This window comes from Rudaea sp. 3F27F6 (genome assembly GCF_005503555.1).
Taxonomy (GTDB): domain Bacteria; phylum Pseudomonadota; class Gammaproteobacteria; order Xanthomonadales; family Rhodanobacteraceae; genus Rudaea.
In genome coordinates, this window is sequence record NZ_SCNG01000005.1 from 125,677 (window position 1) to 147,125 (window position 21,449).

At 65.2% G+C, this 21,449-nt stretch carries 19 protein-coding genes; 10 read left to right on the top strand and 9 right to left on the bottom strand.

Features of this window, described 5'->3' with window-relative positions; translation table 11 throughout:
- Positions 1-50: 50 nt before the first annotated feature.
- Positions 51-1,388 carry a hypothetical protein gene (locus tag FFS30_RS18150; protein WP_137914611.1) on the top strand — a complete coding sequence of 446 codons (1,338 nt, stop codon included), beginning with the start codon at positions 51-53 and terminating at the stop codon, positions 1,386-1,388.
- Positions 1,389-1,522: 134 nt separating this feature from the next.
- A complete protein-coding gene (locus tag FFS30_RS18155; RefSeq protein WP_137914612.1) occupies positions 1,523-2,548 on the top strand; it encodes an IPTL-CTERM sorting domain-containing protein in 1,026 nt (341 codons plus the stop codon).
- Positions 2,549-2,554: 6 nt separating this feature from the next.
- Here the strand turns inward: FFS30_RS18155 and FFS30_RS18160 are convergent, their stop codons facing one another.
- The 4 genes from FFS30_RS18160 to FFS30_RS18175 all read right to left on the bottom strand — a co-directional run bounded on the left by FFS30_RS18160 (position 2,555) and on the right by FFS30_RS18175 (position 5,559).
- Entirely contained in the window at positions 2,555-3,199 is a 645-nt protein-coding gene (locus tag FFS30_RS18160; protein ID WP_137914613.1) for an ECF-type sigma factor, read from the bottom strand.
- Between the two features lie 153 nt (positions 3,200-3,352).
- Positions 3,353-3,910, bottom strand: coding sequence for a cytochrome b (locus tag FFS30_RS18165; protein ID WP_137914614.1), 558 nt, complete (start codon positions 3,908-3,910; stop codon positions 3,353-3,355).
- Positions 3,911-4,057: 147 nt separating this feature from the next.
- Entirely contained in the window at positions 4,058-4,582 is a 525-nt protein-coding gene (locus FFS30_RS18170; protein WP_171014717.1) for a hypothetical protein, read from the bottom strand.
- Positions 4,583-4,737: 155 nt separating this feature from the next.
- The gene (locus FFS30_RS18175; RefSeq protein WP_137914616.1) at positions 4,738-5,559 is read right to left on the bottom strand and encodes a polysaccharide deacetylase family protein; all 822 of its coding nucleotides are present in this window, start codon (positions 5,557-5,559) and stop codon (positions 4,738-4,740) included.
- 218 nt (positions 5,560-5,777) lie between these two features.
- On the opposite strand from FFS30_RS18175, the gene FFS30_RS18180 reads away from it, so the two are divergent.
- The 6 genes from FFS30_RS18180 to FFS30_RS18205 all read left to right on the top strand — a co-directional run bounded on the left by FFS30_RS18180 (position 5,778) and on the right by FFS30_RS18205 (position 12,153).
- Positions 5,778-6,950 carry an acyl-CoA dehydrogenase family protein gene (locus FFS30_RS18180; RefSeq protein WP_137913656.1) on the top strand — a complete coding sequence of 391 codons (1,173 nt, stop codon included), beginning with the start codon at positions 5,778-5,780 and terminating at the stop codon, positions 6,948-6,950.
- Positions 6,951-6,982: 32 nt separating this feature from the next.
- The gene (locus FFS30_RS18185) at positions 6,983-7,537 is read left to right on the top strand and encodes a pilin (protein WP_171014718.1); all 555 of its coding nucleotides are present in this window, start codon (positions 6,983-6,985) and stop codon (positions 7,535-7,537) included.
- A 61-nt stretch (positions 7,538-7,598) separates the two neighbouring features.
- The gene (locus FFS30_RS18190) at positions 7,599-8,141 is read left to right on the top strand and encodes a GNAT family N-acetyltransferase (protein WP_137914618.1); all 543 of its coding nucleotides are present in this window, start codon (positions 7,599-7,601) and stop codon (positions 8,139-8,141) included.
- A 37-nt stretch (positions 8,142-8,178) separates the two neighbouring features.
- Complete coding sequence (locus FFS30_RS18195; RefSeq protein WP_283235225.1) at positions 8,179-8,799, top strand: glutathione S-transferase family protein; 621 nt, start codon at positions 8,179-8,181, stop codon at positions 8,797-8,799.
- A gap of 283 nt (positions 8,800-9,082) precedes the next feature.
- Positions 9,083-9,784, top strand: a complete 702-nt coding sequence (locus FFS30_RS18200; protein WP_171014719.1) for a polysaccharide lyase family 7 protein — start codon at positions 9,083-9,085, stop codon at positions 9,782-9,784.
- Between the two features lie 101 nt (positions 9,785-9,885).
- The gene (locus tag FFS30_RS18205) at positions 9,886-12,153 is read left to right on the top strand and encodes a thiamine pyrophosphate-dependent enzyme (protein ID WP_137914620.1); all 2,268 of its coding nucleotides are present in this window, start codon (positions 9,886-9,888) and stop codon (positions 12,151-12,153) included.
- A gap of 222 nt (positions 12,154-12,375) precedes the next feature.
- On the opposite strand, the gene FFS30_RS18210 is transcribed toward FFS30_RS18205, so the two are convergent.
- Positions 12,376-15,993, bottom strand: a complete 3,618-nt coding sequence (locus tag FFS30_RS18210) for an Ig-like domain repeat protein (protein ID WP_137914621.1) — start codon at positions 15,991-15,993, stop codon at positions 12,376-12,378.
- A 211-nt stretch (positions 15,994-16,204) separates the two neighbouring features.
- Positions 16,205-16,747: a hypothetical protein gene (locus FFS30_RS18215; protein ID WP_137914622.1), complete on the bottom strand. Its 543-nt coding sequence runs from the start codon at positions 16,745-16,747 to the stop codon at positions 16,205-16,207.
- A 73-nt stretch (positions 16,748-16,820) separates the two neighbouring features.
- Between FFS30_RS18215 and FFS30_RS18220 the strand changes: the two genes are divergently transcribed.
- Both FFS30_RS18220 and FFS30_RS18225 read left to right on the top strand, forming a co-directional pair.
- Entirely contained in the window at positions 16,821-17,924 is a 1,104-nt protein-coding gene (locus FFS30_RS18220) for a TIGR03032 family protein (RefSeq protein ID WP_212742516.1), read from the top strand.
- 172 nt (positions 17,925-18,096) lie between these two features.
- Positions 18,097-18,990, top strand: coding sequence for an adenylate/guanylate cyclase domain-containing protein (locus tag FFS30_RS18225; RefSeq protein ID WP_137914623.1), 894 nt, complete (start codon positions 18,097-18,099; stop codon positions 18,988-18,990).
- Positions 18,991-19,011: 21 nt separating this feature from the next.
- Here FFS30_RS18225 and FFS30_RS18230 read toward each other — a convergent pair whose 3' ends face one another.
- From FFS30_RS18230 to FFS30_RS18240, 3 genes are read right to left on the bottom strand one after another with little or no spacing between them, the layout of a single operon-like run.
- A complete protein-coding gene (locus FFS30_RS18230) occupies positions 19,012-19,293 on the bottom strand; it encodes a hypothetical protein (protein WP_137914624.1) in 282 nt (93 codons plus the stop codon).
- Between the two features lie 55 nt (positions 19,294-19,348).
- Complete coding sequence (gene murB, locus FFS30_RS18235; protein ID WP_137914625.1) at positions 19,349-20,416, bottom strand: UDP-N-acetylmuramate dehydrogenase; 1,068 nt, start codon at positions 20,414-20,416, stop codon at positions 19,349-19,351.
- Positions 20,413-21,447: a quinone-dependent dihydroorotate dehydrogenase gene (locus FFS30_RS18240; RefSeq protein ID WP_137914626.1), complete on the bottom strand. Its 1,035-nt coding sequence runs from the start codon at positions 21,445-21,447 to the stop codon at positions 20,413-20,415. Before FFS30_RS18240 ends, murB begins: the two co-directional genes overlap by 4 nt.
- Positions 21,448-21,449 lie beyond the last annotated feature (2 nt).

Here is a 21,449-nt window from a genome sequence, read left to right on the forward strand (position 1 = left end):
TGCAATGCAGGCGGCCTCGTCCGAGGTCGCAAATCGAAAAGGAAACCGCCATGACCGATTGTTCGCACGTCGTCCCCGCCGCCCGCACCCCGGCGCTGCGTTTCTCCCTGCTCGCGGCCGCCGTGCTGACTTGCGCCGCGGCGGCAAATGCGGCCGAAGCGCCGAAGCCGGCCGCCGCGCGCGGCCCGATCGCGCAGTACTGGATGGACCTGGCCACCTACAACCTCATGGGCATGGACGAGATGCCGCAGATGGACGGCATTGCCGGGCGCATGATGGGCAATATGATGGGCACGCGTGCCGCCCAGGGTCGCGACGGCCGCCACGCCAAGGGCGTCGGCAACTTCGGCATGACCAAGTTCAGCGGCATGCCGGGGCGGCACATCGACATCGCCTTGTACACGCAGAACAAGCCCGCGGGCACGAGCGCCGCGCAGGAGACGCCGCAGCGTGCCGATCTCGGCGCCGCGCCGCTGCACCTGATCACGCCGCCGCGCGAGAGCGCGACCGGCGGCAGCGACGAAATCGAGTACCCCGAGCGTCCGCGCGGCCGCATCCTGTTCTATTGGAGCTGCGGTGCGCAGGTGAAGCCGGGCCAACCGCGCATCATCGATATGGCCAAGTTCTCGGTCGAGGACTATCGCGGCTTTATGCAGGGCCGCAGCGTGCCCGACCGCGGCGCGCGCGCCGAGCCCGGCTATGCGATCTGGCCGAACGACAAGGAGAACGCGCGCGTTGCGCGCGGCGCCTCGGTCGCCGGCGAGCACGTCGTCGCCGGCGACGGCGTGCCGGACAACCTGCACTTCACCCTGTCGCGCGACCAGGATTTCATGCCGAGCCTCAAACTCGATTCGGAGGGCAAACTCAGCGAATCGGTGCATGTGCGCTGGCCGTCGATCGGATCGGCGCGCGCCTATCTGCTCACCGCGATCAGCGCGAGCGAAGACAAATCGGGTGCACCCGATCTGGTGTTGTGGAGTTCGTCGGAATTGCCGGATTCCGGCCAGGGCCTGATGAACTATGCGTCGAACGCGAACGTCGACAAGTGGCTGCGCGAAAAAGTGCTGCTGCCGGCGAGCCAGACCGAGTGCGACATTCCCGTCGGCATCTTCGACAAGCGCGAGGCGGCGATCCTGCAGGGCATCGCCTACGGCAACGAAGCGAATTTCTCGTATCCGCCGAAGCCGGCGAATGCGCCGCCGTCGTGGTCGCCGGATTGGGTCGCGCGTGTACGCAACAAATCGGTCGCGATGAACATGCTCGGCGAGAACGCGGCGTCGATGCGCGGGCGCAGCCGTGGCGAAGAAGGCAGCCGCGACGGCGAAAGTCGCGGCAAGCAGGAAAAGAAAGGCCCGGTCGACGCGCTCAAGGGCATCTTCGGGCATTGAGCGTTTGCCGGCGGCCTGGTCGATGGCCTGTGCAGTCGGAAATGAGCCGTTTTCCGCCGAACTGCGCTTTGCAGTACGAACAGCCGCGATGTGGTCGTGCGGCATGGCGCGCAAATCACTAGAAGGTTCGAACAATGAAAGCAATCGCTCTCGCATTCCTCGCACTGCTCGGACAGCTCTCGACCTCGGCAGTTGCCCAGAATCTCATTACCAATGGAAGCTTCGAATCGCCGGTCGTCTCGCCGACCGGATACACCGAGTTTCCCGTCGGCGACTCCGCGCTCAGCGGATGGACGGTCTTCGGTCCGTCGGGGATGAATGTCGCCATTGTCGGCGGATCGTTTGCATCTTCCGGAGTCACGTTTCCCGCGCAGGATGGCGTCCAATGGTTGGATCTGAGCGGTACCAACAGCAGTAACACCGAGGGCGTGCAGCAGTCCGTAACGACAATCGCAGGCCGGCAATACCAACTCTCCTTTTACATCGGCAATACGACTGGCGGCGGGGTATTCGGATCGACCAGTACGGTCGAGGTGCTCGTAGACGGCGCCGTCGCATTCACCGATACGAACTCGGCGATCAACGCGACTTCGCTAACCTGGCAGCAGTACAACCATACCTTTGTCGCCACCGGATCGACGACGACGATCGGATTCCGCAATGCTGACCCCGCCAACGACGACAACAATTCGCTCGACAATGTCGTGCTCACCGAGGTGGCGCCAACTGCGACCGCGACGACGCTGAGCCCCGCGCCGAATCCTGCGACGGTCAACCAGAGTGTGGTTGCCACAGTGACGGTGAGTGCGGGGGCGCGGCCGGAGGCGTCCGGCGGCCTCGCACAGGCTGCTGCGGCCGCCGCCGCGATCGGCGGCACGGCAAGCGTCTCCGGAGGCGGCGCGAGTTGCGTGGCGAGCCTGAGCAACGGCGTGGGCAGTTGCACGCTCGTCTTTGCGACGCCTGGCACTTACACGCTGACCGCGGTTTATGCGGGTGATGCGCAGAACGCGCCGTCGAGCGGCACTGCTAGCCTCGTCGTCAATGACGTACAGGTCGCTTCGGCGGCCGTCGCGGCGCCGACTGTGTCGAACGCGATGCTTGCCCTGCTCGGCGCGCTGCTCGTGATCGCAGGGTGGCGCGGAGTGCGCAGAAACCGCTGACGTCGCTCAGCGTGGTGCGACCTGCGCCGCTTCGAGTTCACGGCGCAGGAAGAGCCGCGCCATGGTCCAGTCGCGCTTGACCGTGGCTGGCGAGAGGTCGAGTGTCTCGCCGACCTCTTCGATCGACAGGCCGCCGAAGTAGCGCAGATTGACGACTTGCACTTGCCGCTCGGACAGCCCGGCGAGCTTGTCGAGTGCGGCATCGAGGGCGAGGAAATCCATTTCCATGCGCAGGCCCTCGGCCTCGTCGTCGTCGCGCATCAAGGGCAGGCCGTCGCCGCGTTCGAGATGGTCGAGGCTGGTCACTGCCACGTCGCCGCCGCGCTTGAGCGCGCGCTGCGCGCGCGCGTGGTCGACGAGCACGTGGCGCATGATCTGCGCGGCAAGGCGAATGAAATGCGCGCGGTCGTTGAGTTCGAGTTCGCGCCGCTCGGCGAGGCGCAGAAACACTTCGTTGACCAAGGCGGTCGGCTGCAGGGTGTGATCGGCGCGCTCCTGCTGCAACTGGCGCCGTGCGGCGCGATGCAGTTCGGCGTAGACGCGCGGCATTAGCAGCGCCATCGCGCCGGATTCGCCCGTCGCATGGCGATGCAGCAGAGTCGTCAGCGCTTCGGTCGAATCGTGTGTTGCGGCGGGAACGGGATCGGTCATCGTGGCGCGTTTCGCGGGAAAACGGGAATGCGGCTGCTATGCGAACCGTGGAGAAGTATATTCGCAGCCGCGCCGGTGCATCTTCTGCGATCGTGCGCGGCGACTCCGCGCGACGACTCACGCGGCAGGTGAGTCCCGCGTCACGAAACGCCGTCAGGCGCCGGGCAGCATGCGCCGCAGTACGCCGTCGCGCAGCACGCAATGATGGTAGATCGCGGCGAGTCCGTGCAGCACGGCGACGGCGACGATCGTATGGCCGAGGTATTCGTGCAGCGTGTGCAGCAACTGCTTGGCGGCCGCGCCGAAGATCTGCGGTTCGGGAAACTCGAACAGCCAGAAGAAGGCCAGCGGCTCCTGCTGGGCGATGCGCCAGCACACGCCGATCGTGGCCTGCGCGATCAACATCAGGTACAGGCCGTTCTGCACCGCCGCCGAGGCGAAGCGCTGCGCCGGATTGCCGACCCGCGTCAGGCGGCGGCCATGTGCGAGGCGCCAATAGACGCGCCAGGCGAGCACGGCGATAAAGAGCAGGCCGAACGACACATGCAGCGCTTGCAGCAGCTTGCGCACGGGCGTGCCGCGCGGCAGCTCGCCCCAGACGATGGCGGAGAAATACAGGAAGACCACGAACAGCACGACGAGCCAATGCAGCGCGATCGTGATGCGGTCGTAGCGGGTGGCCAGCTGCTGCGGCGTTGCGGTGCTGCTCATCGGCGTTCTCCTCGATAGTGGCTCGGCGTCCGAGCCTATCCAGGCGAAGCCACGTTTCGCTGACGGCGGCATGCAGCGGCGGATTTTCGGCCCGATCGCGACCGCGGCGCGCCGATGCGCCGCGGCGTGGCCGTGCGATGCGACCCTTCAGAACTCGCCGATCGCGTGCGCCTTGGCAAGCAGGGCGCGGCGGAACGATTCGGGCAGCGGCTTGTGCCAGTTCACGTAGAGATGATCGTGCTCGGTCGGCGTCCAGCCTGCGGCGATCGCGACTTCCTGCGCGCGTGCGTCGCCGGTGTAGCCGAAGAACGCGTCGCAGCAGTCGGCATAGCGCTCGAACGCGTACTTGAGGACGAGAAACCAGGAACCGCCGGCCGCGTACATCGCCTCGCGCTCGTGCGGTTGCATGCGCTTGACCGTCTCACCGTTACTGCACGAGCCGCCGGACAGGTAAATGTCGCCGAACGGGCGCATATGCGAATAGCTGAGCAGGTGTTGGGCGCCGTCGCCGTCGCGGTAGAGGGCGACGATATGGCGCGGGAAATCCGGCACGGGTTGCTTGAACTTGCGCTGGAAAAGTTCGCCGACGAGAAATTCGGCGTCGTCGATCTCGGTGATCGTCAGGAAGCTGCGCAGCGATTCGGGAATAACGTGTAGAGCGGGACGAAGCATGTATGCGGAGTCGAGCATTGCGGAAGGCGAAGGGTAGCGGACCGCGGCGCAAAATCCCATGCGTACGCCGGCGCATGGCCGAGTCGCATCTATGCCGTTCGTGCCAATCAGTCCGGCGCATCGTGCGATGCACAGACACGGCGATGGCGGCGCTTTCAGCTGCGCGTTTCGCGCAGCAGCCGCTCCAGTTCGGGCGGCTCCTTCCAGTGATGGCCGCAGACATAGCGCGGCAGCAGCCAGCGATTGCTGTTCGCTTCGACCGGCTGCGGCTCGCCGGTGAAGGCGGCGCGCAGGCGATGTTCGTGCGCGTACTGCGGCAGGTATTCGCGCACGAGATAGTCGTTCCATTCGCCGTAAGGGTAGGCGAACAAGGTGCTGCGGTAGGGCGACAGATGCGTATCGAGCCAGTCGGCCGCGGCGCGGATCTCGGCATCGGCATCCGCATGGCTGTCGATCGATTTGAACGTACCCTTGCGCTGCTCGCGCTGCACCGTCTGCGGCAGGGTCGCGTGGTTGTGGTCCCAACTGTGGTTCTCGATCGCGACAAGGCCTTCGGCCGCGGCCTGCGGCCACCATTCGTCGCGCCACCAGTCGCGCCCGGCCATGCAGGTGACGTCGAGCACTGCGCGTGCCGCGGGCGAGACGATGACGAAACTGGTCGCGTGCGCGCGCATGCCGGTCGCCGCGGCGAAATCGCGCAGGATGCCGGCGAAACCGCGCTGTGTGCCGTAGTGCGGATGTTCCATGTCGTACCAGTCGAAGTACGAGCCGTCGTCGAAGGTCAGCGCGACCGCGTTGTCGACGCTCGACGCCGGTGTCGCGCCGAGCAGGGCATCGACGACTTCCGCCGCGGAGACGATGCGCAGGCCGAGCCGTGCGATCGTGCGCAGATCCTCGGCGAGGGCGACATGATCGTTGGTCGCGTAGTCGTTGCCGGCAATGTTGTTTGAATGATAGGTGAGAATTGGTACCTTCATGTCTTGCTAAATCTGGCTGGTGACTCGACCAATGGCGGCCCCATAGAATAGCCGCATATCGGTATCCCGCGTTCGGGAATCCCTCGGCCGTTCGCGCTGAGCACAGGCTCGCAGAGCCGGAGTCGAAGTGCCGCTTCGACTTCGCTCGCTCCGCGGGCTACGCTCGGCGCGAATGGCTTGTCCGTCTTCCCTCAATTCATTTTGTATCTGGAGCTTGTATGCCCGCCGTCGCCCTCAACCCCGTCGATCTCTACGACGTCCGCTCGCTGCTCACCGAAGAAGAGCGCATGGTGCAGGACACCGTCGCGCGCTTCACCGACGAGCGTGTGCTGCCGATCATCGGCGACTGCTTCGACAAGGCGCGGTTCCCCGTCGAATTGATTCCCGAGATGGCCGAACTCGGCCTGCTCGGTTCGTCGCTGCCGGTCGAGTACGGCTGCGCGGGCATGAACGGTGTCAGCTACGGCCTGGTCTGCCAGGAACTCGAACGCGGCGATTCGGGCCTGCGCAGTTTCGCCTCGGTGCAGTCCTCACTGTGCATGTACCCGATCTACGCCTATGGCAGCGAAGAGCAGCGGCGTGAGTGGCTGCCGCAGATGGCGCAGGGCAAGGTCATCGGCTGCTTCGGCCTGACCGAGCCGCACGGCGGCTCCGATCCGGCGAACATGAAGACGCATGCGAAACGCGACGGTTCCGACTGGGTCATCAACGGCGCGAAGATGTGGATCACCAACGGCAACCTCGCGCATATCGCGATCGTCTGGGCGCAGACCGAAGACGGTATCCAGGGCTTTATCGTGCCGACCAACAGCAAGGGTTTCGCCGCACAGGAAGTGCACAAGAAGATGAGTCTGCGCGCCTCGGTGACGAGCGGCCTGTTCTTCGACAACGTGCGCGTGCCCGACTCGAACCGCCTGCCGAACGTGAAGGGCCTCAAGGGACCGCTCGGCTGTCTGACCCAGGCGCGCTACGGCATTACCTGGGGCCCGATCGGCGCGGCGATCGCCTGCTTTGCCGAGACGACCGAGTACGCGAAGAACCGCATGCTGTTCAAGCGCCCGATTGCGGCGACCCAGGCGGTGCAGATCAAGCTTGCCGACATGGCGCGGCGGATCACGCTCGCGCAATTGCTGTCGCTGCAACTTGGCCGTCTCAAGGACGCCGGCAATATGCAGCCGACGCAAGTGTCGCTGGCGAAGTGGAACAACTGCCGCATGGCGATCGATATCGCGCGCGAATGCCGCGACATCCTCGGCGGTGCCGGCATCACGACCGAGCACAGCCCGATCCGCCACGCGCTCAATCTCGAATCCGTGATCACCTACGAAGGCACCGAGACCGTGCATCAGCTCGTGGTCGGGCGCGAGGTGACGGGGATCAACGCGTTCTGAGGACTTCGATGCGCAATCCCGTCTCGATTGCTGTGATCGCGCTGTTGGCGGCGGTAGCGGCGCTGCTCGCTTATCAGTTCCTCGTCGGCGAGAGGCGGCAGAAAGAATTGGCCGGCGCGGTCGCTGAGCTGACGCAGGGACAGCAGCAGATGCGCAAGGAGTTGGATCGCGAGGAGGAACTGCGCAAGGCGGTGAACGACCCCGAAAGCCAGCGAATCCGCGAAGACCTGCAGGCAATTGCGGGCATGCGTGTCGCGATCGTGGAATTTTACCAGACCAATGGCCGGATGCCGGACAGCCAGGCGGAGACCGGCCTGCCGCCGGCGGAGCAGTATCGCGGCAAGAGCTTGAAATCCGCGAGCCTGCTGCCCGGCGGCGTGATCGAACTCGTGTTCGATGCCAGCTCCGGCATCGACGGCGGGCATATACGTTTTATCGCCGATACTTCGCATGCCGAAGCGATGGGCATTCAATGGCGCTGCGAAACGTCGGACTACGCGCATATCCAGCGGGTCAGTCCGGCGTGCGCATACAAGCCGGCGGCAACGCAAAATGTTTCTGCACCGGCTGCGCCCGCAAAACCCTGATGGTGGATTTTTCGCGGCACTCGCATGTCGTGAAGACGAACCGAGTTGGAGCTAAGTAACGATGAATCTCGCCGATATCCGTCTTGAAACCGAACGCCTGATCCTGCGCCCGATCCAGCGCGAGGACTTCGACGCCTGGGCCGACTTCATGGGCGATGCCGAATCCGCGCGCTTCTTCGGCGGCGCGCAGTCGCGCCCGATCGCCTGGCGCGGATTCCTGACCATGGCCGGCGCCTGGACGATCCAGGGTTACTCCATGTTTTCGGTGATCGAGAAAGCGTCCGGCCGCTGGATCGGCCGCATCGGTCCGTGGGTACCCGAAGGCTGGCCCGGCACCGAAGTCGGCTGGGGCCTCGCGCGCGAGGCGACCGGCAAGGGCTACGCGACTGAAGCCGCCGAGGCGAGCATCGACTGGGCGTTCGCGAACCTCGGCTGGTCCGACGTCATCCACTGCATCGATCCGGACAACGTCAATTCGGCCCAGGTGGCGACGCGGCTCGGCTCGCGCAAGCTGCGCCAGGGTTCGATGCCGCTGCCGTCCGGCGACATGTCCTGCGACATCTGGGGCCAGTCGCGCGAGGCGTGGTTCGCACGCCGGCGTTGATGCCTTGACCCGCGCGCGGCAAGATGGGCGCAGCGAGTTGAACAAGGATACCGACGTGGTCAGCGTTTACGGCATGAAATCCAGCGGCAACTGCTACAAGGTGCAGTTGCTGCTCGAACAGTTGCAACGGCCCTACCGCTGGGTCGAAACCGACAGCGCGCATGGCGAGACGCGCACGCCCGAGTTTCTCGCCAAGAACGCCAACGGCAAGGTGCCGCTGCTCGAACTCGACGACGGCCGCCTGCTGTCCGAGTCGAATGCGATCCTCAATTTCCTCGCCGACGGCACGCCGTATCTTCCGGCCGATCCCTGGCTGCGCGCGCAAGTGCTGCAGTGGATGTTCTTCGAGCAGTACAGCCACGAACCTTACATCGCCGTGGCGCGGTTCATCTGCCTGTGGCTGCCGCCCGACCACGCGCGTCGTGCCGACCTGCCGCGCCTGGCCGAACGCGGCGCGCAGGCGCTCGCGGTGATGGACAAGCACCTCGAAGGCCGCGAGTTCTTCGTCGGCGACGAATACTCCATCGCCGACACCGCGCTGTTTGCCTATACCCATTGCGCTGCTGACGGCGGTTTCGATCTGGCCGCGTATCCGGCGGTCTGCGCCTGGCTTGCGCGCGTGCAGGCGCAGCCGCGCTTCGTGCGCCTGCAAAGCTGAGCCGCGCGCAGAGGGCAGGGTGCTGCGGTCGGCCATATAGAGATCGTCGAATCACATAGCGGGCATGTGCGGCTCCGGCTGGCGAGCAGGTCAACGCATCGTGGAATCCATCGTTTATTGACTGGCTGCCGCCGGCTCATCTTTCCTGCCTTGAATGCGGGAAGGACGAGACAAGGCATTCGCGCGCAGAATCGGGGATATGACGATGTCCGGCAATGCAACAGAACATCGAAATATAAGGCGAGAGCACTGCCCGCCGGCATGGCTCGCGATCGGCATGGCCATGGCCCTGTCGTTGTCGTTGAATGTCTCTGCGCGTGACGCAGCGGACGCAGAAGCGCCCGGCCGGCACTTCGATCTCACGGCATACAAACTGCAGACGCCGATCGCCCAAGGCGACAGCGTGCGCGAGATCGTGCAGCCGGCACTGCGCGATTTCTCCGCATCGTTCTTCTACTTCGACGCCAAGGCCAAGGCGATGGTGTTCGCATGCCCGGACAATGGCGCTTCGACGCGCGGATCGCATTTTCCGCGCGCGGAGTTGCGCGACACCCATGAGTGGAAATTCTCCGCTCCGGGCCGGCGCAGCCTCAGCGCGTCGCTGGCCGTCGCCCAGCAGCCGCGCAGCGGCGACATCATCATCGGGCAGATTCACGGCAACGGAAAAGGCACCGAGGCGCTGAAGATCCGCTGGATCAAGGGCGACGTGGTCGTCGGCATCAAGGCGCATCCGGACGATCAGGAGCAACGTGTCACCCTGGTGCGCGGTCTCGCGCTCGGCGACCGCATCGATTACCGAGTTGCGCAGGCAGACCATACGGTGACGGTCACCGTCAACGGCGTCTCCAGGCCGTTCACCTATGATCGCAGTTGGGACGGCGACACGGTTTATTTCAAGGCCGGCAGCTATCTGCAGGACAACTCCGCGTCGGGTTCGCTCGGCGTCGTGAAGTTCTTTTCGCTGTCGAGCGCGGCTGATCCGTAGGCCGGGTACGGCCATTGCGATTTCGGAAACGGGGCGAATTGGTACTGCGCGCTGGGCAGCGGCTGCCATAAAATACGTGCCAATCTCATTGGACTTTGCGCATGAACGCCGCCCTCAATCCGATCCCCGCACGCCACAAGAACGTCAACCGCGCCGAAGTCTGCGACCAGAATTTCGCCGAATTCGTGCGCGACTGGTCCGGATCGGTACGTGCCGGCGGCGCTGAGGATGCGCCGATTCTGCCGGGCAGCATCTGCAGCCGGCGCGATTTCATCGATCTGTTCGATTCGCAGTTGGTCTCGCGCCATCTCGACCTGATGGCGCGCGTACTGCGCGTGAAGAACAAGGTGTTCTACACGATCGGCTCGTCGGGTCACGAAGGCAATGCGATGGTCGCGCGGCTGACGCGGCATACCGATCCGGCCTTCCTGCATTACCGTTCCGGCGGCTTTATGGCCGAGCGCTTCCGCAAGTTGCCGGGCATGGACCCGATCATGGATTCGGCACTGAGTTTCGCCGCGAGCGCGGACGATCCGGCCAGCGGCGGCCGCCACAAGGTCTGGGGCTCGAAACCGCTCTGGGTGCTGCCGCAGACCTCGACGATCGCCTCGCATCTGCCCAAGGCGCTCGGCACCGCGGTCGCGATCGAGCAGGCGCGGCGCATCGGCCACACGCTGCCGGTGCCCGAGGATTCGATCGCGATCTGCTCGTTCGGCGACGCCTCGGCCAACCACGCCACCGCGCAGACCGCGTTCAACGCCGCGGCGTGGACGGCCTACCAGAAACTGCCGGCTCCCGTGCTGTTCGTCTGCGAGGACAACGGCATCGGCATCTCGGTAAAGACGCCGACCGATTGGATCGGCGCGAGCTTCAGCGGCCGCCGCGATCTCGATTATTTCTACGCCGACGGCCTCGATCTTGCCGAGGGTTACGAAGGCGTGGCGCGCGCCGTGCACCACTGCCGCACGACGCGCCGGCCGACCTTCCTGCATATGCGCACGACGCGCATCATGGGCCATGCCGGCACCGACTTCGAAATCGAGTGGCGCAGCTTCGAGGAACTGATGACGGTCGAGGCGACTGACCCGCTGCTGCGCAGCGCGGCGATCGCGCTCGAAGCCGGCGTGTATACGAAGGAACAACTGCTCGCGCGCTACGAGGATTTTCGCGCGAAGTGCTTCGCCGCGGCCGAACAGGCCGATCGCACGGCGAAGTTGAACTCGCTCGCTGAAGTCGTCGCGCCGCTCGCGCCGTACACGCCGGCCAAGGTGCAGGCCGAGGCGCAGCGCGCCGACTACGAAACGCAACGCGTCAAGGTGTTCGGCGGTGCCGAGAAGCTGCCGGAGAAATTGCCGCCGCGTCATCTGGCGATCCAGATCAACAACGCGTTGCACGACTTGTTCGCCAAGTATCCCGAAGCCCTGCTGTTCGGCGAGGACGTGGCGCAGAAGGGCGGCGTCTACACGGTGACCAAGGGTCTGCACAAAGCGTTCAAGAACGCGCGCGTGTTCAACACCCTGCTCGACGAGACGATGATCTTCGGTCTCGCCCAGGGCTTCGCCAATATGGGCATGCTGCCGGTGCCCGAGATCCAGTACCTCGCCTATTTCCACAATGCGGGCGACCAGATCCGTGGCGAGGCGGCCTCGCTGCAGTTCTTCTCGAACAATCAGTACCGCAATCCGATGCTCGTGCGCATGGCCGGACTCGGCTACCAGCGCGGATTCGGCGGCCACTTCCACAACGACAATTCGATTACCGCGCTGCGCGACATTCCGGGCCTCGTCGTCGGCTGCGCGAGCCGCGGCGACGATGCGGCGACGATGCTGCGCACGCTCGCCGCGCTGGCCAAGGTCGACGGCCGCGTGACGATCTTCCTCGAGCCGATCGCGCTGTACATGACCAAGGACTTGTACGCGGCCGGCGACGGCGAGTGGTCGTTCGCCTATCCGGCGCCGAACCAGGCGATGACGCTCGGCGAAGGCCGCGTGTACAACGAGGGCGCGAACGACCTCGTCGTATTCACCTACGGCAACGGCGTGCCGATGAGCCTGCGCGCCGCGCGCGAGATCGAGAAGAGCAAGGGTTGGAAGGTGCGCGTCGTCGACCTGCGCTGGCTCGTGCCGCTCAACGAAGCGTATATCGCCGCGCAGGCGAAGTCGGCCAAGCGCATCCTTATCGTCGACGAGGGTCGCCACAGCGCCGGCATCGGCGAGGGCGTGATCACCGCGATCGCCGAGGCAGGCTTCGGCGCCACGCCGTTCAAGCGCGTGGTCGGCGCCGACACCTACACGCCGCTCGCCGGCGCGGCCTTCCTCGTGCTGCCGGGTGAGGCCGATATCGTCGCTGCGGCCGGCACGCTCGCCTAACGGTACTGACGCGCCGACGGCTGCAGGCACGCCGGCGCGTTCGCGCATCGACCTCTCGCGCTAGCGAAGCGAGGTCGTGCGCACGATGTGACGAATCGCTAAAAAATCTTCGAGGCGGTCGTCGGTGCCGTCCCGGTTCGCCTTCGCGTGTAAGCAGGCGAAGGCAAAGTACCGAAATCTCGCTCGTTGTCCGCAACCGTCGAGAACGGAATCGCTCCGTCCTCAGGCCCGCAGACGGCGTGCGCTCAATCCGGCGAAGCCGAGACCGAGCAGAGCGAGCAGCCACGGCGACAGCAGCGGTGCAGGCACGACGGGCGCATTGACCGTCACGACGAGCACGGCGCTCGCGCTGCCTTCGTTGTTCCCATCGCCCGAATACGTTGCACTGAGGCTGTGCGTGCCGGAGCCCAGCGGGCCGACGGTCAAGGCCGCACTGCTCGATAACGCACTCGCCGTCGTCAATGTCGCTGTGCCGAGAATCGCGGTGCCGTCGTAGAACGTCACCGTTCCGGTCGGCGGATCGCCGAACACCGTAGCAGTCAACGTAATCGGCTGGATCGCGCCCGCGGGATTCGGACTGGCACTCAGCGACATCGTCGTCGTGTCCTTGTCGACCGTCTGTGTCAGCATGCCGTTCGAGGGGCGATTGTTCGTGTCGCCCGAGTAACTCGCCTGGATCGTGTGCGAGCCGACCGACAACGTGCTCGCCGCACAACTCGCCGTGCCGCCGCTGAGCGCTAGGCCGGTGCATCCCGCAAGTGCGCTACCGCCGTCGCTGAAGTCGATGCTGCCGGTCGGGTTTGTGCCTCCCGCGGCCGGCGTCACCGTTGCGGTGAAGCTCACGCTGTGACTGAAGCGACTCGGGTTCGCTGAACTGGTCAACGTCGTGCCGGGCTGTGAGGGATTCACGGTCAGACTGCCGCTCGGCGCCGTGCTCGCGCCAAAGCTGCCGTCGCCGTTGTAGTGCGCAGTCAACGTCTTCGTGCCCGCCGTCGACGGCGTCAGCACACAGCTCGTCGCCGGCAAGCTGATCGTGCAAATGTCGCCGGCTTGTGCACCGCCGTCGCCGATCGTGATCGTGCCGATCGGCGTGCCGCTGCCGGGCGAGGTCACGGCAACCTGGGCATTGACCGTAACCGGACTGCCGAGAGTGATCGCACCGGGCGATGTCACTGCGGTCGTGGTCGCGGCCTTGGCGACGGACTGGGTCACCGCGCCGCTCGCCGAGCCGGTGAAATTCGTATTCGACGGCGCATAGTTCGCCGTGACCGAATGACTGCCGACCGCGAGGCTCGCGGTCTGGCACTGCGCTTTGCCGGTGCTGTCGAGTGGCACGGCGTTGCAGCCCGACAGCGCGACACCGCCCTCACTGAAGCTCACCGTGCCGTTGGGCACCGCGGTGCTTCCAGCGGAAGTATTCGTCGTCGTAGCGGTGAAGGCGACCGACTGACCATAGACACTGCCTGCCGGCAGCGATTGCATCAACGCGGTTGCGCTCGATGCCGAGGTGATCGTCAAACTGCCGTTCTGATAAGTGGGCGCGTACTTCGCGCTCGTCGCGCCGGTGGGTGTGATGACGTAGCTCGTGCCGGGCGGCGATGCAGACGTGGCGTTGGTCGTGAACGTCGGCATCGCGGTCAGGCTGTTCGCCGCTGTGTCGCCCGGGATGAAGCCCGTGTAGCTCGCGCCGAATACGGGATCGGGCGCACCGAACGTGCGGCTCGCATCGTTGGCCTTCACGGTCAGCGCGGCTTTGGCAATGATGGCGTTGAGCGTTTGCGGATTGCCGGCAAAACCGTTGGCATCGGTGACGACGACGGCGAACGAATACGCTGTGTCGGCGGCCACGGTCGGCGTGCCGTTGAGGCCCCCGGTTGCGGTCAAGGTCAAACCCGCAGGCAAAGTGCTGCCGGGAGCCAAGGCGAACGAATAGGGCGCGGTGCCGCCGCCGGCCGACAAGCTAGCCGCGTACTGCGCGCCGTAGGTGCCGGAGGGCAGGCCCGTCGGCGCAATGGTCAGATTGCCGAAGGTCGCCGTGCAGGTGCGCGACTGGTCCATCGTCGCCGTTGCCTGGGTCGGCATTCCGGGAACCGCGATGCAACTGCCGCCCCAAACGAGTGCCTGGCCCGCGACAGGTTGCGTGGCCTTCAACGTGACCGTGGAGATATTGTTCTCACGCGCGAAAACGGCGGCGCATGCCGGGCCGCCGCTCGAAGTGCAACCGTTGATTTCGCCGCTGCTGCCCGACCCACTCGGTTTCGGTGTCGCCGATACGCTGCCGGAGCCCGCTACGGTGACGTTGAGATTGAAACTTCCTCCACGCACTTCGACCGCGCCGATGTCGCACTTGCCGTTCTGCGGGCGGGCGACGCCGCGCTGATCGGTCGCGACGGCGTTGCCGTCCGCGTCGATGCATGCCGCCGAGTCGATCGCGTCGAGCGCGATGCTTCCCACACCGGGAAGCATCGTTGCCGTCAGGCCGCCATTGTTCTGCAGCGGGCTAAGTTTGAGGTCGGCCGCCGCCGAACCGATGTTGTGAATGTTCTGCACGCCGTTGTCCGGGGCGCTACCCGCAGAAACGTTGTACGACCCCGACCAAGGCGCGCCGATGTCGGTGTTGGCCTGCAAATTTCCACCGGGGTCCCTGGCGGTATTTCCGACCACGATGGAATTGTTGATTTTTACCGTATTGCGGACGAGTCCGAAGATTCCGCCGGCGTAAAGCCGGCCGGTGCCGTCCTGGTTCATCGTGCTCGCTGAATTGTTTCCGCTGATGGTGACGTTGGTCAGCACGGCGCCCGCACGGTCTCCGAGCCCGATTCCGCCGCCCGCTCCGCTCAAAGAGGTGTTTCCGCTGATGGTGACATTGGTCGCGACCAATGTCGGCGCGCCGGTTCCGTTGTATTTGGTACCGGGGTCGAGAATGATTCCGCCACCCACTTGGGTCGAGGTATTGCCGCTGATGACGCTGTTGCTGATATAGGCTTTGTTCGTGGACTGCAGAATGATTCCGCCGCCGTACCCTTTTACGGTGTTGCCGCTGACGGTGCTGTCGGTCATCACGAACACGCCGCCACCGGCGGCGATCCCGCCGCCGCTGCCCAACTGCCCGGTCGACACGTTGTTGCTGACGATGCTGCGGCGCAGAGTCAATTTGCCGTCGCGGGAATAGATTCCGCCGGCATTTCCGCGGGCCGCGTTATTGCTCACCGTGCTGTCGATCAGGGTCAGGTCGGCGAACACGCTGCAGATGCCGCCTGCATTGAGAACCTGCTCGGTGTAGCAGCTGCCGCTGCCGGCATTGCCGTTGCTGATCGTCAGTTGGTTGAGGATCAAACCGCTCGGAGTCGAACTGGAGCGCGGCGCTTTATGCCGGAGAATCCGGAACGCATTGGTATTGTCCGTGCTCGGGCGCGGGCGCTTGATCGTGACGCCGCCGACCCGGCTCGCATCGATGCTCAGGTTGTCGTCGGTGATGTCGAGTGTGCCGAACGGCGCCGCGGCATCGTCCGCCAGGGTGATCGTGTTCGCCGCCGTGCTCGCCGAGCCGCCGTTGAAGACGCCTGGGCTGAACGAGATCGTGTCGTTGTTCTTGTCGCCGATCGTGCCCGCCGCGGCGGCGCAATTGCCCGACACGGTCGAATTGTTCATGGTCAGGATCGCCTGCCGCAGCGTGCAGGTGGCGGGCGCCGAAGGCAGGGTGTCGCCGGGCGAGGTCACTATGATGGTCGCGGCTTCGGCCAAAGTCGGAGCCAGACCGAGCGCCAGCAGCATGCCGTTGGTCAGTGCGGTGCGCGCAGGTTGTCGGCAAGCGCGACCTTGTCGTTCGAGCGATTTCATCGTGTCCCCGTTCGATGCTCGTAGTTGCAGCGGCGACCGCAATCGACGTGCTCTTGCGCGTTCCCCTTCGCTACCCCGAAGGCGCACGCGAGCCTTGCGGTCGCCAGCTCTGTGGCGTCGGACTTTCTTGCAATCCGTATTTGTTGTCCAGGTCAGGCGAAAAAAAATCGCGTTCCTATCATCGAGGCGATTTTTTTTTCGAACAGAGCCGTCAGGGGATCGCGACCGCGGCGCCGCGCGTCAGTTTCGCGCCGCGAAAATAGGCGATGCGCAGATCAAGGCCGTCGCGGCTCTTGCCGATGTAGACATAGCCGCGCTGCTGCGCATTCGGCCAAATCGGCGAGTCGAGCGCTTTGGCGAATGCGCCGTTCTCGAGTTCGAGGACGATGCCGATGCACGGATAGGCATGCGCCACGGCGTATTCCTCGAGAAGAAAACTCGCGCGCTTGAGCATGGACATGACGAGAACGGTCGATCGCCAGCGGCGGCCGATCAGGCAGCGGTAGTAGTACATCGGTTCGCCGAGCCGCGGCAGCACCATCGGCGCGGCCGTGCACACGCCCGCGATTTCTCCTGCGCCGTCGCGTGCATGCAGTATTACTTCGGGCAACCGCCGGCGAGCATCGGCCTCGGTCGAGAAGGCGTTTTCGGCAAGCCAGAAACGCACGAGCTTTTCCGCGTCGGCGGCAGCCGGTGCGTGCGGCCAATGCTCGACGAATTCGATCGGGGAAAAGCTTCGCGCCTTCTCTTCCATGCCTGGTCTCGATTGCAACGCCGCAAAAATTCGGCGATAAAGTTCGTTCTGCGACGAATGATAAAACAACGAAGTGGCTTACGATCCCTCCGAGATGCCGACGTCGGCTGACGCTCCTGCGGCCGATCTTTCGAGCCAGCATTCGAGCAATTTCCCCGACCTGCTTCGACAAATGGGCGCCTCGCTGCTGGTCTCCACGTATCAAGCCGGCAAGCTCGTGCTCGTGCGCAGCGACGGAAATATCATCAATACCCATTACCGCAGCTTTCAGCGGCCGATGGGCATGGCTCTGTCGAACAAGGGAGCCTTGGCCCTCGGCACGCAGATCGAGATCATCGAATTCCGCAACATGCCGGGCGCCGCGGCGCGCCTGGACCCGCCGAACAAAAACGATGCGGTATGGATGCCGCGGCGCAGTTACGTCACCGGGGCGATCGACATTCACGAGATGGCATACGGTGGGGACGAGGAACTGTGGTACGTGAACACGCTGTTCTCGTGCCTGTGTTTGCTGGACCGCGAGTCGAGCTTCGCCCCGGTATGGCGGCCCAAGTTTGTGACGAAGTATTCGGCGGAGGATCGCTGCCATTTGAACGGCCTGGCGATGCGCGACGGCAAGCCTGCGACGCTGACCGCGCTCGGCATCAGCGACGAAGTCGAAGGTTGGCGCGCCAACAAGCGCGACGGCGGTGTCGCGATCGACTATGCGACGAAGGAAATCGTCGTGACCGACCTGTCCATGCCGCATTCGCCGCGTTGGCACGACGGTAAGCTGTGGCTGCTCGAATCGGGTCGCGGCGCCTTGTTGCAGATAGACGCGGCGACGGGAGCGAAGATCGAAGTCGCGCGCCTGCCCGGATTTCTACGCGGGCTCGATTTCCACGGGCCTCTCGCCTTTGTCGGCCTGTGTCAGTTGCGCGAGACGAATGCGTTTACCGACATTCCGATCACCGATGAAAACCGCGAGCGCAGTTCCGGCATCTGGGTGATCGATACGCGCAGCGGTCAGACCGTCGCGATCCTGAAATTTACCGGCGGCGTGCAGGAAATCTTCGCGATCACGATTTTGCGCGGCGCGACGTATCCCGAGGTCGTCAACGAAAGCGGCGATCTGCTCGCGTCGATTTATGCGGTGCCGGACAGCGTGTTGCACGAGGTCGCGGCTCCGCGGGTCTAGTGCGACGGCGCATCTTCGCAATAGGAAATTACGATTAAGCGAGACGAATCCGGACAGGCGTCATCAAGTCGCCGAGCAATCGGCGTCGGGCCGGTCTATCGGGACGGGGCGGCCAATGTCTTAATGAGCCGTCCGCATCGGCCCGCACGTAGTTTCGGGCTAGAATTGAACGATGAGCGCGCAACTGACCATCCTGTTCGCCGACGTCAGCGGCAGCACCAAACTGTTCGAGGTTCGCGGCAATATCGAGGCGCGGCGCCTCGTCGCGCGCCTGCTCGGCGCCCTCGGCGAGGTCACGCGCCAGCACGGCGGCCGCGTCATCAAGAACATCGGCGACGAAATCCTCTGCACCTTCCCGGGACCGATCCAGGGTCTGCTCGCCGCGGTCGACATGCACCAGTGGGTTTCCGGCGACGACGAGTCGGCGCGCGAGAGCCTGGCGATCCGCGTCGGCCTGCACCACGGTGAAACCCTCATCGAAGACAATGACGTCTACGGCGACGCGGTCAACACCGCGGCGCGCATGACCGCATTGGCCAAGCGCGAGCAGATCATCACCACCGCATCGACCGTGCGCCTGCTGACCAATGCCGGCATGCTGCGCACGCGTTCGATGGGACAGACGCGCGTCGCCGGCAAGCTCCTGCCGATCGATATCGTCGACGTGCTCTGGCAGGAGGACACCTCGAACCTGACCATGGTGCAGCGCGCGATCTCGGTCGAGAGCGCCGCAGCGCCGCGCGTGCGTCTGCAACTGCGCTACCGCGGCCGCGCGATCGACCTCGACGAACTCGCGCCGCCGTTCACCCTCGGCCGCGATCTGTCTTCGAGCCTCGTCGTCGAGGCGGAGTGGGTGTCGCGCAACCATGCGCTGATCGAGTACAAGCGCGGCTACTTCGTCATCTCCGACCGTTCGACGAACGGCTCGTGGGTGCGGTTCGGCGAAGACGACGAACTGCCGTTCCATCGCGACGAGGTGCGCCTGCTGCGCAGCGGAACGATCAGCCTCGGCCAGACGATGGCGCTCAATCCGGACCATCTGCTCTACTTCCAGTGCTGCGAGTGAAGTTCGGAGTGAGGCGCCGCCTCAGCGCTCCGTAAGAAATTTTTCCGCCGCGTGTCGATTCCGTAATTTCCGGTTCGTCGAGTAGACAGAAACGGGCAGGCGAGACAGCGTATCGCCGCTCCCGACCGGAACCGAGGAACAGGCCATGTCTGCAGAATATTCGTTCAAGACCGAGTCCGTGGCGCTGGCGCCGTCGGCGTTGGCCGAACTCGGTAAGCTGGCAACGCTTGCGGTGCGTGCCGGCGTACTGCTCGCGAGCATTGCGAACAACGTGCTGTCGAATCCGCGCAATGCGGCGATCATCGCCGTACTGATCCTGATCGCGACGCCGGTCTACTGGTACTGGAAACGGCGCGGTTCAGACCACCAACGGTTCCGGCTCCAGCGCGACGCCGTAGCGTTCGAAGACAGTCTGCCGAATGCGCTGCGCGAGCGCCCAGATCTGCGCACCGCCCGCGCTGCCGTAGTTGATCAGCACGAGCGCGTGCTGATCGGACACGCCGGCGTCGCCGTCGCGAACGCCCTTGAGCCCGCAGGCCTCGATCAGCCACGCGGCCGAGAGCTTGGCTTGCCCGTCGGCCGTCGGCCAGACCGGGAGCCTGGCGTGCTCGCGCTTGAGTGATTCGGCGAGCGCGGCCGGCACGATTGGATTCTTGAAGAAACTGCCCGCGTTGCCCGTCGTCGCCGGATCGGGCAATTTGCGCGTGCGCACACGTGAGATCGCGTGCGCGACGGCGCGCGCATCGGGCACATCGACGCCCATCGCGGCGAGTTCTTCGCGCACGCCGTCGTAGTCGAGGCGCAGTTCGCGCTCGCGCGGCAGGAGAAAATCCACGGCGGTGATCAGATAACGGCCGCTCTCGCGCTTGAACAGCGAGTCGCGGTAGCCGAACGCACATGCGGCGCGGTCGAGGTGCACGATCATCCGCGTGCGACGATCGAACGCTTGCACGGCATGCACGAACTCGCCGACTTCGACGCCGTAGGCACCGATGTTCTGGATCGGTGCCGCGCCGACGCTGCCGGGGATCAGGGCGAGGTTTTCCAGGCCCTTCAATCCGTGCGCCAGAGTCCAGTGCACGAAATCGTCCCAGGTTTCGCCCGCGGCCGCGCGCACCAGCGCGGCGTCGCCCGGTGCACCGGCGACGTGTTGCTCGACGATGTCGAGGCCGCGCGTGCGCAGCGCGAGCACGATGCCGGGCCAGTCGCGCGTGAACAGCACATTGCTGCCGCCGCCGAGAATCAGCACCTCGCGCCGCTGCGCCGCGGCCGCATCGAGCAGGGCGGGCACGGCATCGAATTCGTGGATGTCGATCAAGGTCGCGGCGCGCGCGGGCACGCGGAACGTAGCGCGGTCGAGCAGCGACGCGTTGTCGTGGACCGTATAGCCGAAGTTCGTGGGCAGAGAAGCGGGGCTGTCGTTCATGCCGTGCTCTTGCCGCCATGCGCGCGCAGCGCGTCGACGCAATCGCCGATCAGTGCGGGTCCGCGGTAGACCAGGCCCGAATAGAACTGCACGAGGCTGGCGCCCGCGGCGAACTTCTCCGCGGCATCGCCGCCGCGCGTGATGCCGCCGACGCCGACCAGCGGAATCGCGCCGCCGAGGCGCTGCGCCATGCCGCGCAGTACGGCGGTCGCCTTCGCCAGCAGCGGCCGGCCCGACAGTCCGCCGGTTTCCTCGGCATGGCGCGCGCCCGCGACTGCGTCGCGCGCGATCGTCGTGTTTGTGCAGATCAGGCCGTCGATCTTCGCGGCAAGCAGGACTGCAGCGATACCGTCGAGTTCGGCCGCGGAGAGATCGGGTGCGATCTTGAGCAGCATCGGCTTGCGTGCGCCGTGCTGTGCGGCGAGCTGTTCCTGGCGCTCGCGCAGGGTGCCGACGAAGCGCTTGAGCGTCTCTTCTTCTTGCAGATCGCGCAGACCCTGCGTGTTCGGCGAAGAGATGTTGACCGTCACGTAGCTCGCGCGCGCATAGACGCGTTCGAGGCAATGCAGATAGTCGTCGACTGCGTTCTCGTTCGGCGTGTCCTTGTTCTTGCCGATATTGATGCCGAGCACGCCGCTGAACTTCGCCCGTTCGACGTTGCGCACGAGCGCATCGACGCCGCCGTTGTTGAAGCCGAGGCGGTTGATCACGGCTTCGTGTTCGGGCAGGCGGAACATGCGCGGCTTCGGATTGCCGGCCTGCGCGCGCGGCGTGGTCGTGCCGACTTCGACGAAGCCGAAGCCGAGCGCGGCGAGCGCGTCGACGTAGGCGCCGTTCTTGTCGAGCCCCGCGGCAAGCCCGACCGGATTGACGAAGTCGATGCCGAACACGCGCACCGGCAGCGCCTTGGGCTTCAATGCGAGCAGTGGGTTGAGACCGGTGCGGTAGGCGGCCTCGATCGAGGTCAGCGCAAGCTCGTGCGCGCGCTCGGCGTCGAGGCAGAACAGGAAGGGGCGGGCGAGGGCGTACAAGA

What these genes read in the sequence shown, in the direction of transcription:
- FFS30_RS18165 (WP_137914614.1), bottom strand. Translation starts at nt 3,910, where the DNA reads ATGAGCAGCACCGCAACGCCGCAGCAGCTGGCCACCCGCTACGACCGC.
- murB (WP_137914625.1), bottom strand. Translation starts at nt 20,416, where the DNA reads ATGAACGACAGCCCCGCTTCTCTGCCCACGAACTTCGGCTATACGGTC.
- FFS30_RS18230 (WP_137914624.1), bottom strand. Translation starts at nt 19,293, where the DNA reads ATGATCGCCGCATTGCGCGGATTCGACAGCACGTTGTTCGCAATGCTC.
- FFS30_RS18155 (WP_137914612.1), top strand. Translation starts at nt 1,523, where the DNA reads ATGAAAGCAATCGCTCTCGCATTCCTCGCACTGCTCGGACAGCTCTCG.
- FFS30_RS18215 (WP_137914622.1), bottom strand. Translation starts at nt 16,747, where the DNA reads ATGGAAGAGAAGGCGCGAAGCTTTTCCCCGATCGAATTCGTCGAGCAT.
- FFS30_RS18205 (WP_137914620.1), top strand. Translation starts at nt 9,886, where the DNA reads ATGAACGCCGCCCTCAATCCGATCCCCGCACGCCACAAGAACGTCAAC.
- FFS30_RS18175 (WP_137914616.1), bottom strand. Translation starts at nt 5,559, where the DNA reads ATGAAGGTACCAATTCTCACCTATCATTCAAACAACATTGCCGGCAAC.
- FFS30_RS18150 (WP_137914611.1), top strand. Translation starts at nt 51, where the DNA reads ATGACCGATTGTTCGCACGTCGTCCCCGCCGCCCGCACCCCGGCGCTG.
- FFS30_RS18160 (WP_137914613.1), bottom strand. Translation starts at nt 3,199, where the DNA reads ATGACCGATCCCGTTCCCGCCGCAACACACGATTCGACCGAAGCGCTG.
- FFS30_RS18225 (WP_137914623.1), top strand. Translation starts at nt 18,097, where the DNA reads ATGAGCGCGCAACTGACCATCCTGTTCGCCGACGTCAGCGGCAGCACC.
- FFS30_RS18170 (WP_171014717.1), bottom strand. Translation starts at nt 4,582, where the DNA reads ATGCTTCGTCCCGCTCTACACGTTATTCCCGAATCGCTGCGCAGCTTC.
- FFS30_RS18190 (WP_137914618.1), top strand. Translation starts at nt 7,599, where the DNA reads ATGAATCTCGCCGATATCCGTCTTGAAACCGAACGCCTGATCCTGCGC.
- FFS30_RS18200 (WP_171014719.1), top strand. Translation starts at nt 9,083, where the DNA reads ATGGCCCTGTCGTTGTCGTTGAATGTCTCTGCGCGTGACGCAGCGGAC.
- FFS30_RS18180 (WP_137913656.1), top strand. Translation starts at nt 5,778, where the DNA reads ATGCCCGCCGTCGCCCTCAACCCCGTCGATCTCTACGACGTCCGCTCG.
- FFS30_RS18210 (WP_137914621.1), bottom strand. Translation starts at nt 15,993, where the DNA reads ATGAAATCGCTCGAACGACAAGGTCGCGCTTGCCGACAACCTGCGCGC.